The 11,740-nt window shown below is 71.4% G+C and carries 12 protein-coding genes; all 12 read right to left on the bottom strand.

Features of this window, described 5'->3' with window-relative positions; genetic code table 11:
- Positions 1-324: 324 nt before the first annotated feature.
- The 12 genes from HWD93_RS08550 to HWD93_RS08495 are packed head-to-tail and all read right to left on the bottom strand — an operon-like array spanning position 325 to position 11,651.
- Positions 325-2,019, bottom strand: coding sequence for an MDR family MFS transporter (locus HWD93_RS08550; RefSeq protein ID WP_261646581.1), 1,695 nt, complete (start codon positions 2,017-2,019; stop codon positions 325-327).
- Positions 2,016-2,636, bottom strand: a complete 621-nt coding sequence (locus HWD93_RS08545) for a TetR/AcrR family transcriptional regulator (protein ID WP_070417197.1) — start codon at positions 2,634-2,636, stop codon at positions 2,016-2,018. The genes HWD93_RS08550 and HWD93_RS08545 overlap by 4 nt, the downstream gene beginning before the upstream one ends.
- Positions 2,637-2,689: 53 nt before the next feature.
- Complete coding sequence (locus tag HWD93_RS08540) at positions 2,690-3,172, bottom strand: GNAT family N-acetyltransferase (protein WP_261646580.1); 483 nt, start codon at positions 3,170-3,172, stop codon at positions 2,690-2,692.
- A gap of 14 nt (positions 3,173-3,186) precedes the next feature.
- Positions 3,187-3,699, bottom strand: coding sequence for a VOC family protein (locus tag HWD93_RS08535; protein WP_261646579.1), 513 nt, complete (start codon positions 3,697-3,699; stop codon positions 3,187-3,189).
- Positions 3,696-4,415 carry an HAD family hydrolase gene (locus HWD93_RS08530; protein WP_261646578.1) on the bottom strand — a complete coding sequence of 240 codons (720 nt, stop codon included), beginning with the start codon at positions 4,413-4,415 and terminating at the stop codon, positions 3,696-3,698. The genes HWD93_RS08535 and HWD93_RS08530 overlap by 4 nt, the downstream gene beginning before the upstream one ends.
- A gap of 54 nt (positions 4,416-4,469) precedes the next feature.
- Positions 4,470-5,111, bottom strand: a complete 642-nt coding sequence (locus tag HWD93_RS08525) for an MBL fold metallo-hydrolase (protein ID WP_070417201.1) — start codon at positions 5,109-5,111, stop codon at positions 4,470-4,472.
- Between the two features lie 58 nt (positions 5,112-5,169).
- Positions 5,170-5,601 carry a MarR family winged helix-turn-helix transcriptional regulator gene (locus HWD93_RS08520; RefSeq protein ID WP_071296579.1) on the bottom strand — a complete coding sequence of 144 codons (432 nt, stop codon included), beginning with the start codon at positions 5,599-5,601 and terminating at the stop codon, positions 5,170-5,172.
- 37 nt (positions 5,602-5,638) lie between these two features.
- Positions 5,639-7,546 carry an amylo-alpha-1,6-glucosidase gene (locus tag HWD93_RS08515; protein ID WP_261646577.1) on the bottom strand — a complete coding sequence of 636 codons (1,908 nt, stop codon included), beginning with the start codon at positions 7,544-7,546 and terminating at the stop codon, positions 5,639-5,641.
- Positions 7,543-8,367, bottom strand: coding sequence for a Type 1 glutamine amidotransferase-like domain-containing protein (locus tag HWD93_RS08510; RefSeq protein WP_261646576.1), 825 nt, complete (start codon positions 8,365-8,367; stop codon positions 7,543-7,545). The genes HWD93_RS08515 and HWD93_RS08510 overlap by 4 nt, the downstream gene beginning before the upstream one ends.
- Positions 8,368-8,377: 10 nt before the next feature.
- Positions 8,378-9,343 (bottom strand): carbohydrate ABC transporter permease, encoded by a 966-nt coding sequence (locus HWD93_RS08505; protein WP_083295110.1) that lies wholly within the window; start codon positions 9,341-9,343, stop codon positions 8,378-8,380.
- Positions 9,340-10,380 (bottom strand): carbohydrate ABC transporter permease, encoded by a 1,041-nt coding sequence (locus HWD93_RS08500; RefSeq protein ID WP_229086498.1) that lies wholly within the window; start codon positions 10,378-10,380, stop codon positions 9,340-9,342. Before HWD93_RS08500 ends, HWD93_RS08505 begins: the two co-directional genes overlap by 4 nt.
- Before the next feature lie 5 nt (positions 10,381-10,385).
- Positions 10,386-11,651: an extracellular solute-binding protein gene (locus HWD93_RS08495; protein ID WP_261646575.1), complete on the bottom strand. Its 1,266-nt coding sequence runs from the start codon at positions 11,649-11,651 to the stop codon at positions 10,386-10,388.
- Positions 11,652-11,740 lie beyond the last annotated feature (89 nt).

Below are 11,740 nucleotides of genomic sequence, written 5' to 3'. Positions count from 1 at the left end.
CGACGCGCGCGGTCGCGGACTGCGGCGGTTCGTGCCGCGAGAGCGACGATGTGCCGCGACCGCGCGGCGATCACCCCGCGGAAGCGACAGGTGCCCGCCGAGATCCGGCGGCAGCCTGTCGCTTTCGCGAGCGGGGCGCGGTGGGCGCGCGCCGTGGCGGACGGGAGGCGCGGTGCGAGCTGGCACCGCACCTCCTGGCCGGCGGTGGCCCGGACCACCCCGCCGAAGCGACAGATCGGCGCCGCGGTGGCGGGTCCGTGCCGGGGAAGCGACAGTCCCCCGCAGGGATCCTGCGGGGGACTGTCGCTTTCGTGGATCGCGCGGTCAGCGCTCCGAACGGTCCGGACCGGCATCCGCCGGCTCCGGCTGCGGCTCGGCCGCGCCGGCCGTGTGCCCCGCGCGCTGCGCCCGCTCGAGCTCGTCGGCCTCGGCTCCGCCGACCGCCTCGCCACGGGCGACCATGCCGGCCGTGTCGGAGAGCCTGATCTGCGGGAGGAACAGCGCGAGCAGGAACGCCACCGCGATGAACGGCAGCAGGTACCAGAACACGGGCGCCAGGGAGTCGGCGTACGCGTTCACGATGCCGTCCTGCACCGCCTCCGGCAGCTTCGCCACGGTCGCGGGGTCGATGCTGCCCGCCGACGACGCAGCGTCGGTCGCCGACCCGCCGGCGCCGCGGAACACGTCGGTGAGCGACGTCGTGAGCCGCGCCGTGAAGAGCGCACCGAAGACGGCGGTGCCGAGGGACGCGCCGACCTCGCGGAAGTAGTTGTTCGTCGACGTGGCGGTACCGACCTGCTCGGCGGGCACCGCGTTCTGCGCCACGAGGACGACCACCTGCATGATGAGGCCGAGGCCCGCACCGAAGACGAACAGGTACGCGCAGATGAGCCAGATCGGGGTGTCCGCCGCGAGCTGGGTCATCGCGAGCATCGCCAGGGCGACCAGGATCGTCCCGATGATCGGGAACATCCGGTAGCGACCGGTCTTGGTGATCAGGTTGCCGGACGCGATCGAGGTCCCGATCAGGCCGACCATCATCGGCAGCATCAGGAGACCCGAGACCGCCGCCGAGGTGCCGGACGCCATCTGCAGGAACGTCGGGACGAAGCCGATCGCCGCGAACATGCCGATGCCGAGCACGAGCCCGATGCCGGTCGCGAGCAGGAAGGTTCGGTTCCGGAAGAACGACAGCGGCAGGACGGGGTCCGCCGCACGCGACTCGACGAGCACGAGGAGCGCTGCCGACACGACGAGACCGGCGAACCAGGCCCACGTCTCCGGGGCGTCCCAGCCGTGGTCCTTGCTGCCGCCGAACTCCGAGAAGAACACCAGGCACGTCGTCGCGGCGGACATGAAGAGCACGCCGAGGACGTCGATGCGCTTCGTCGCCTTCTTGCTCGGCAGGGTCAGCGCGAACCACGCCACGAAGAACGCGGCGATGCCGACCGGGATGTTGATGTAGAACGCCCAGTTCCAGGTGAGGTGGTCGACGAAGAACCCGCCGAGCAGCGGGCCGCCGATCGCCGAGAGGCCGAAGATCGCACCGAGCGGGCCGAGGTACTTGCCGCGCTGGGAGGCCGGCACGATGTCCGCGATGATCGCCTGCGACAGGATCATCAGGCCGCCGCCGCCGAGCCCCTGCATGGCGCGGAACACGACGAGCTGCGTGAAGTCGCCGGCGAACGCACACCCGGCCGACGCGATGGTGAACAGGGCGATCGCGATGAGGAACAGGTTGCGGCGGCCCAGGACGTCACCGAACTTGCCGTAGACGGGCATCACGATGGTCGAGGCGAGCAGGTACCCGGTCGTCAGCCACGCCTGGTGCGCGACGCCGCCGAGCTCGCCGACGATGGTGGGCATCGCCGTGGAGACGATGGTCTGGTCGAGGCTGGAGAGCAGCATCCCCGCGATGAGCGCGGAGAAGATGATCCAGATCCGGCGCTGCGTGAGGAGCAGCGGTCCGTCGGAGCCTGGGCGGGCACGCTTGGTCGTGCCCGGCGCGGTGGCGCTCATTCGGTGGTGTCCTGTCCGGTCGTGATGGCCGCCCTCATCAGGCGGAGGTTCTGGGTGAGCAGCTCGTCGAACGCGGGGCCGGTGGCTTCGTCGAACGCGTCGTCGAAGTAGGTCTCCGCCGTCACCTTGAGCAGCCCTGCGGCGGCCTCGGTGACGAGCCGCGCACGGCGGTCGGTGGCGTCGCCCCAACCGAACCGCGCTCGTACGGCGTCGGTGATGCGGCCGAGCTGCACGTCGGTGGCCGAGAGGAACCGGGCGACGAGCGCCGGCTCCCGTTCGAAGACCCCGCGGACGAGGACCTCGTCGGCGCGGTCGATGCCGGCCCGGTGGAACTGGTCGATCGCCAGCGCGACGATGGAGTCGAGCGGCTCGAGGTCGGCCGCGACGACACCGCCGGCGGCGTACGCGTCGATGGCTTCGACGTCCGCGTTGATCTCGATGCCGAGCACGGCGTCGTCCTTCGACGCGAAGTGGTTGAAGAACGTCCGCCGGGACACCCCGACCGTCTCGCAGAGCTGTTCGATCGTGAAGCCGTGCAGCCCGTGCTCGATGGTCGCCCGACGTGCCTCGACGATCATGCGTCGGCGCAGCGCGCGGGTGCGTTCGGTGGTGCTCACCGGACAAGAATTGCACTATCGGACTGAGAGTGCAATGCGGAAGCGGGGTACCGCTAGAGCGCCTTCTCGAAGCAGAACGACCACGGCATCGTCGCGGCGTACGGCTCGTACACCGGGATCGGGGTCCAGCCGGTCTTCTCGTAGAGCGCCACGGCCTCGGGCTGCTTGTCGCCGGTCTGCAGGATGAGCCGCGCGGCGCCCTCCTCACGCCCGACGCGTTCCCCCTCGGCGAGCAGCGCGGTGGCCGCACCCTTGCCGCGGGCGGCGGCGAGGACGATGAGGCGCTTCAGTTCGACCTCGTCACCGAGACGCCGGACGGCGATGTGCCCGAGGGCCTCACCGTCCTCGTCGATCGCGAGGATCGAGGTGATGACCGTCGCCGGGTCCACGGCGAGCGCCCGGCCACGCTCGGCCGTCACCGCCGGGTCCTCGTCGCCGTTGGCGGCGCCGTAGCGCTCGTGCATCTCCTCGTCCATGCGGGCGCGGAGCGCCACACCACGGGGGTCGTCCCACCGAACGCGTTCGATCGTGATCACGACCGACGATCCTGTCACGGATGCCAGCGTCGGCGCGACGTGTGCTCCTCGTAGGGCTGGGGATCGGGGTAGGTCAGGAGCTCGACGGTGCTGCCCCACGGGGTGCGGACGTAGACGAACCGGTTCCGGTCGCCGGCTTCGGGACCCGGGAGCGGGCGGGGTGCGCCGAGCGCGGTCGCTCCGGCGGCCACGACCCGGTCGAACGTGGCGTCGAGGTCGTCGACGTACAGCGCGAGGTGCTGCCACCCGAGGTCGGACGGCACCGCCGGGGTGTCCTGCTCGACGTGGTCGAAGGCGAACAGCTCGATGCCGGGGCCGTCGGGCAGCGCGAGCATCCGGATCCGCACCTCACGCGCGTCTCCGGGGACACCGAGGCGCGACGTCGTCGCCGCGCCGCCCTTCGGAGGCTGGTCCGCGGGGAGCGTGTCGTAGAGCACCTCGGCACCGAACGCGTCGACCAGGAACGCGCTGGCCGCGTCGACGTCGGGCACGGTCAGTCCGATGTGGTCGACGCCGCGGACGCTCACGCGCCCGCCCCGCTGCCGGCGGCTCCCCCGGCGCGGCTCGCCAGGTCCGCGATTGGGCCCCGGCCGGCCCGCAGGTCGGCGAGGACCGCTGCCGCGTCGTCGTACACCCGGGCTGCCCCGGCCCGGCGCAGCTCGTCACCGCCGATCCCGCCCGTCATCACGGCGACGCAGGGCACACCGACCCGTCCGGCGGACTCGACGTCCCACATCGCGTCGCCGACCATCACGGCGGCATCGGCGGACACGCCGACCTTCCGGAGTGCGACCTCGATGATCCCGGGGTCCGGCTTGGCCTGTTCGACGTCCTCCGAGCTCGTGACGGCGGTGATCCAAGCCTCGGCGTCGAGCAGTTCGCGCAGGCGCACGAGTTCGTCCTCGGGCGCGCTCGTGGCCAGCACGACGGCGTGACCGGCCTCGGCGACGGACCGGAGCAGCTCACGGGCACCCGGGAGGAGCCGCAACCGCGGCATCTGCTCGGCGTAGTACGCGGTGTGGAACTGCTTGACGGTGTCGCGCTGCTCGTCCGTGGCGTCCGGCAGCAGCTCCTCGAGCAGCTTCGCCGAGTCCATGCCGATCGCGCGGTGGATCCGCCAGGCGTCGACGGACTCGCCCGCTGCCGTGCACGCCCGCCACCAGGCGTCGATGTGCGGGTAGTTCGAGTCGACGAGGGTCCCGTCGATGTCGAAGAGGACGGCGGTGGAGGGTGCGTCGGGCATCCCTCCACCCTGCCCTGGAGGCGCGGATCACCTCTCAGGGGTGCGTCACGTCCGTCAGACGGTGATCGACTCGCCGGCGGGCAGGATCTGCACCGGCACCGGTCCGAGACCGTCCGGGCCGAGGAACCGCGCGGCGGACTGCTGCCCGAGTTCGCTGAGCATCGCCTCGTGGATCTGCACGGCGTGCTCCGGGGAGACCGCGCGGACGTAGTCGACGGCCTCGGCGGTGCTCGTCCACGGGCCGCTGGTCGGCAGCAGCAGGGTCCGCACCGGGACGCCGGGCACGAGGTAGGCGTCGCCGGGGTGGAACACGGCGCCGTTCACGAGGTAGCCGACGTTCGCGATCGTCGGGATGTCGCCGTGGATGACGGCGTGCTCCTCACCGAAGACCTGCACCGAGAACGGGCCGACCTCGAACGCGTCACCGGCCGAGACCGCGGCGACGCGGCCGTCGTGCGCGCCGAGCTGGTCGACGATCGCGGCGGGCCCACGGACCACGAGGGCGTCGTTCGCGGCGAGGGCGGCACGGACGGCGTCGACGTCGAAGTGGTCGAAGTGCTCGTGGGTGACGAGGACGGCGACGGCGGCCGTCGCGAGGTCGGCGCCCTCCGGCGTGAACGTGCCCGGGTCGATGACGAGGGTGGCGCCGTCCTGCTCGAGGACGACGGTGGCGTGGTTGTACTTCGTCAGCTCCATGTCGACGAGTCTACAACAGTGTTGTACATCGACGTAGTCGATCCGGATGAGAGGGCGTTCACCGTTCGAGTCTCGCCGCGATGCGGTCGAACAGTTCCGGCACCCTGGCGAGTGCCGCGCGCTCGGCCTCGGACAGCTCGGAACCGATCACCGACGCGAACGCCCCGGCTCGGGCGCTCCGTTCCCGGAGCATGACCGTGCGGCCCGAGTCCGTCAGCCGGATCACCGAGACCCGCCGGTCCCCGTCGGACACGCCTCGCTCCACGAAGCCGCGCTCCTCGAGCTCCGCGACGGTCCGTGACTGTCCCTGGTGCTTCACGCCGCGGGCCCGGGCGAGCTCGGCGATGGTCTGCGGCCCCTGCCGGTCGAGCAGGCCCAGGCTCGCGCTCTGCGCCTGCGGCAGCTCGTCGGTGAGTGCCCGGGTGGCCCGCACGATCCGGCCGATCGACTCGCGGAGCTCCTCGGCGAGGTCGTCCGGGGTCGTCGTCATGCCCTCGACCGTACCGCCGGATCCCTGCGACGGCGGCCTACCGGAGCGCCACCCAGACGGGGAAGGCGGCGGCGGCACTCCAGGCCTGCGGGCGGCAGGCGGCCGGGTACGGGGCCGGACGTGTGACGGCGGACGCGTCGTCGCCGGCGTGCAGCTCGGGCATCCGGAAGTCGAACGCCACCGCCGCGGCGAGCAGCTGCTCGGACAGGACCCGGGCCTCGTCGTGGTGTCCGGACCGGATGAGGCCCGTGATCACCACGGCGGTGTCGTGCGCCCAGACGGTGCCCCCGTGGTAGCTGAGCGGCCAGTACCCGGCGGCGGTCGTGGAGAGGGTCCGGAGGCCGAAGCCGCTCGCCAGGTCCGGGCTCACGACGCGTGCTGCGACGACGGCTTCCTCGTCCGGGGTGAGCAGGCCGGTGCCGAGCAGGTGGCCGATGTTGCTCGTGGCGGAGTCGACGGGGCGCTTGCGGGCGTCGAGGGCGATCGCCGGGTACCGACCGATGTCGTCGGCCACCCAGAAGGCGTCGCGGAAGCGATCGGCCAGGCGCGCGGCCCAGGCACGCCACTCGTCGCCGCCGGGACGGCCGAACGCATCGAGCAGGTCGGCACCGTGCACCGCGGCCTCGTGCGCGTAGCCCTGCACTTCGCACAGCGCGATCGGGCCGTCGGCGAGGGTGCCGTCCCGCCACTGCACGCTGTCCCCGGAGTCCTTCCAGCCCTGGTTCGCCAGCCCTCGGCCGGACTCGTCGACGTACTCGAGCAGCCCGTCGCCGTCGGCGTCGCCGTGGTCGCGCATCCACGCCAGGGCGCGTTCGAGCGTCGGCAGGAGCGCCTCGACCTCGGCGTCGGGGAGCCCCGCACGCCAGGCGTCGTGGAGCAGGCACGCCCAGAGCGCCGTCGCGTCGACGGTCCCGTAGTAGAGCGGTGGCAGGGAGATCTCGTCGTTGTCGACCGGCAGGGACGCCTGGCGCAGCTCGTGCATGATCTTGCCGGGCTGCTCGGCGGTCGCGGGGTCGTCCGCGGTGCCCTGCAGCGCGGCGAGGACCCGGAGGGTGCCCCCGGCGGTGCTGGTGTCGACGGGCAGCAGGAAGCGGGCGGCCCAGATCGCGTCGCGGCCGAACAGGGTGAAGAACCAGGGGGCGCCGGCCGCGATGAACTCGCCCTCGGGCCGTGCCAGCCGGAGGGCGTCGAGATCGTCGGTGGCACGCTCCAGCCAGCGCCGGAGCCGGTCGTCCTGCACGCCGGCCGGGACGTCGAACGGGCGCGGGGTCGTCACGCCGGTGACGACGGCGTCGGGCGTCTCCACGGCGCAGTCCCACGCGAGGTCGACCTGGTGCGCGCGCTCCGTCCGCCAGCGCAGCACGACGTCACCGTCCTCGACGCGGACGGATGCGCCGGGGGCGTCGAGCCGGACCCGTACGGAGCCCGAGGTCCACGATGCGATCTGGTCCGAGGCGTCGGCGGGGACCGGCTGGGGGCCGTGACCGGCCTTCACCGCGTCCATCCCGGCGGCGTCCGGGGTCAGCCTGACGGTCACGACGAGCTCCGCGGTGCTCGCGCCGGGCCCCTGGAGCCGATCGGTGATGCGCAGGCGTTCCGCCACCCCGTCGATGCGCACCGTCCGACGACGGTCGAGGCGGACGTCCGGATCGGCGCCGGTACCGTCGAGGCCGCGCAGGAGTCCGCTGAAGACGACCTCGCGGGCACCGGCGGGCACGACGGCGACGGGTTCCACCGCGGAGTGCTCGACGCTGACGCGCACGGCGGAGACGAACCGCTGGTCGCCGGTCCAGTAGCCGTGCACGGGGTTCGCGCCGATGGCACCGTCCCGACCGGACCATGCCTGCGTCGGTGCCGCGATGACGGCGACCTCGTCGTGGAGCAGGGGCTGCAGCGTGGCGGTCGTGGCAGCGGCGGTGGTGGTGTTCGTGGTGGTGGAGGTCATGGGGCTTCCTCGTCGACGGGTTCGGGGGACGGGGTCCAGGCGCTGGGTGTCCAGCTCGGTACGGATCGGGGTGCGTCCGGCAGGCGACGCACGGGCAGGGGCTCGGCACGGATGCCGGTCGGGTTGCCGGGGGCACGGGCGATGCGCACCGCGCCGCCTCCGTCGTGGTCGGTGACGGCTTCGACGAACGTGGCCGAGCGCCCACGGTGGACGACGCCGACGCCCTCGTCGAGCTCGATGCCCGCCGGGAGGTCCCCCGCCGCGACGGCCGCGCGGAAGACCGGCGACCGCTCCGGGTCCGAGTCGGTGTGGACACCGAGCGAGCCGGACACGAAGCCGAGTCCGTCGGCGAGGACCGACGGCTGCGGGCCGTGGCTCTGCGTGACGCCGCCGGTGTGCCAGCAGAGCGCGCCGGCCGATCCACCGGCGAGCACCACCCCGGCTCCCCAGGCCTCACGGAGGACCTCGTCGAGACCGTGGGCACGCCACACGGCGAGGAGGTTGACCACGGAGCCGCCCGAGACCCAGACGACGTCCGCACCGAGGACGGCGTCGCGCAGGGACGGCACGTTCCGTCTCGGGAAGAACCGCAGGTGCGACGCCTCGACACCGGCCGTACGGGCTGCGGCGAGCTCTGCCCCCTCGACGGTCCGCTGGTCGCCGCCGGCGGTGTTCACGTGCAACACGCGTGGCGGCCGACCGGCGGGGACGCGGGCGAGCCGGACGGCCTCGAACAGGAGCGGACCGTACGCCGAGTCGTCCCACTCGCCGCCGACCAGACCGCCGCAGGTGGCCAGGATCGTGGGTTCGGTGGCGGTCACGTCGGGGTGCTCATTCCTTGACCGCCCCGTCGCTGCCGTTCATGATGCGCTTCTGGAACACGAAGAACGCGACCGCCACGGGGATGGTCATGACGAAGGCCGCCGCGAGCTTGACCGGGAACTGGTTCCCGGCACTCAGCGCGCCCGACGCCAGTGATGCGACGCCCTTCGTGAGCGTGGTGAGGTCGGGCGACGAGGTCGACACGATGAAGTGCGCGAGCTCGTTCCACGATCCCTGGAACGACAGGATGGTGATCGTCACGACGGCCGGACGCGCCATCGGGAGCACGACCGACCAGAAGGTCCGGAACGTGCCGGCACCGTCGATCTTCGCCTGCTCCTCGACGCTCACCGGGATCGATTCGAAGAAGTTCTTCATGATGAACACCCCGGCGGCGTCCACGAGCAACGGCACGATCATGCCCGAGTACGAGTCGTACATGCCGAGCTGGTTGATCACGAGGAACTTCGGGATGAGCAGGACCACGCCCGGCACCGCCATGACGGCGATGAGCAGGGCGAAGACGGTCTGGCGACCCGGGAACCGCAGTCGCGCCAACGCGTACCCGGCGAGGGAGTCGAAGAAGATCCGGCCGAGCGTGACGAAGACCGCGACGATGATCGAGTTCATCGCCCAGATCCCGAAGTCGGAGTTCTCGAAGAGGGTCTGGAACGCCGCGCCGGTCCAGGTGACGGGGAGCGCCAGCGGGTGCAGGGAGGCGTCCTGGTCGGTCTTGAACGCGTTCACGATCGCGACGTAGAACGGCAGCAGGTAGACGACGGCGATCAGGACGCCGAACACCAGCAGCACCACGCTCCGCGGCGTGAGCCGACGTGGCCGCCGGCCGGGGCCGGGTGCCTGCGTGACGGTGGTGGCGCCGAGGTCCGGCACCGCGCCTCCTGGCACTGCCGCCCTGGAGGCGCGGGTCGGCTCGGTCCCGCCGCCTGCGGTCGCCGGCGTGGGTGCGCTGGTCATCGCGTGCTCCCCTTCTCGATCCACCGCATCCGACGGCGGGACACCGGGCGGTCGCGCAGCGCCCACCGCTGCAGCAGCGTGAAGACGACGATGATGCCGAACAGGATGAAGGCGATGGCTGCGCCGACGCCCCACTGCTGGCTCTGGAACGCGGACGTGTACGACAGGAACGCCGGCGTGAGCGTCGTGTTCGCCGGGGCGCCCTTCGTGCCGGTGTAGATCTGGTCGAAGACCTGCCACGTCCCGATCAGCCCGAGTGTCAGCACCGTGAAGAGCGTCGGGCGCAGCTGCGGCAGGGTGACCCGCCAGAACCGCGTCCAGGACCCGGCGCCGTCGATCATCGCTGCCTCGTCGACCTCCGGCGAGAGGTTCTGCAGCGCCGCGATGAACAGCAGCATGAAGGTGCCGCTCGTCGTGAACACCGCGAGCAGGATGAACGCGGTCATCGCGACCGACGGACCGGCGAGCCACTCCCACCACGAGATGCCGAGCATCGTGTGGTCGGCGAGGAAGGCCGGTGGTGTGCCTGCGCCGAGGTGGAACAGGCCGGTGGGCTCGTTGAACCAGTTCGGTCCGTTGATCCCCGCCCAGCTGATGATCTTGTTGACGGCTCCCGTCGACGAGAACAGGAACAGCCAGAGGACGGTGATGGCGACCGAACTCGTCACCGAGGGGAAGTAGAACGCGGTCCGGAAGAACCCGCGCCCGCGCAGTGCCCGACCGCTGACGAGCAGGGCGAGCCCGAGCGCCACGGCGGTCTGCAGCGGGACGACGAACACGACGTACCAGAGGTTGTTCCGCAGCGCGGTGCCGAAGTTCTGCTCGTCGAGCCCCCCGCCGCCGAGGATCTTGGCGTAGTTCTGCCCGCCGACGAAGGAGACGTCGGACGAGAACGGGCTGCCGACACCCCGCCAGTCGGACACGCTGACCCAGGCCGCCATGACCACCGGCACAGCGAGGAACAGGCCGAGGACGATGATCGTCGGCGCGGTGAACAGCCAGCCCGAGACGGCTTCGGCACGGTTCTTCCGGGACACGTCCGTCAGCCCTTCAGCGCGGCGGCCATGTTCTTCTGGACGCCCTCGAGCAGGGTCTTGGTGTCGGTCGTCCTGAGGCTGCCGAGCTTCGAGTCGAAGTCGGCGATCACGTCGGCGGTCCCGGACGCGTTCGGCAGGCCCTGGGCGGCGTCCGCCTGGTCGAGGAACGCGGCGTACTGCGGGTACTCCTGCTTCCAGGTGCCGGCGGCCGACTCGACCGAGGGCATCACACCGAACGCCTTCGCGAAGGCGAGCTGCTGGTCGGTGCTCGTCATCTTCTCGACGAAGGACAGCGCTGCCTTCTGGTTCGGGGAGTCCTTCGCGATGCCCCAGCAGTTCGTGAACTGCAGCGTGCCGGCACCCTTCGGGCCCTTCGGCAGGGCGACGACCTTGTAGTCCACGCTCGGGTAGCTCGACGACATCGCCCCGGTGAGCCAGTTGCCCTCGATTGTCATCGCGGCCTTGTCCTTGCCGAACGCGTCACCTCCCCAGCTCTCGCCGAGGTCGCTCGAGAACTTCATCGAGCCGTCGTCGAGCAGGCCCTTCACGTAGTCGAGGGCCTCGACGTTCGCGGCCGAGTCGACCGTCGCCTTCGTCTGGGCGCTGTTCGTCAGGGCACCGCCGGCCTGGGTCATGAACGCCCCGAGACGCTCGATCTGCGGGCTGGTCGTGAGTCCGACCCGTCCGTCGCGGGTGAGCTTCTCGGAGACCGTCCGCAACTGGTCCCAGGTGGTCGGGACGTCGCTGTCGGTCAGCCCGGCGGCCTTCCAGTCCTTCGTGTTGATGAACAGCGCGAGGGTGGAGAAGTCCTTCGGCGCGCAGTAGAGCTGGTCGTCCAGGGTGAACGACTTCGTGAGCGTCGGGTAGAAGTCGCTCGTGTCCTCGAGCTGGTCGCCGTAGGCCAACAGCGAGCCGTTCGCGGCGTACCCGGCGAGGGATGACGTGCTGACGTAGAACACGTCGGCGGGCTTGCCGGCCGCGAAGCCCTGGGCGAGCTGCTGGTCGAGGTTGTTCGCCGGCTGCACCGTCGCGCCGGTGCCCGAGGACTTCGACCACGCGGCGGCGGCGCTCTTCACGGCGGCGGTCTCGGCGTCGCCCGACGAGCCGATGAGGACGGTGAGGGGGTCGTCGCTCGAGGTGAGCTTCGCGGCGCCACCGCCGGAACCGTTGCCGCCCGAGCTCGAGAAGCCGGAGCCACAGGCGGAGAGGGTCAGAGCTGCGGTGAGCGCCATCGCTCCCGCGGTCAGCATGCGTGCTGTGCGTCGTTGCATCAGGGGGACTCCTCGTCGAGTGCAGTACTTCGATCGTTCAAATTTGATCGATCAAACGAGTCGACCATACACCTGCGAGGCGCTACGGT

It is taken from the genome of Curtobacterium sp. C2H10 (assembly GCF_025407985.1).
In the GTDB taxonomy this organism is placed as follows: Bacteria; Actinomycetota; Actinomycetes; order Actinomycetales; family Microbacteriaceae; genus Curtobacterium.
This window is presented reverse-complemented; position numbering and strand designations above follow the sequence as displayed.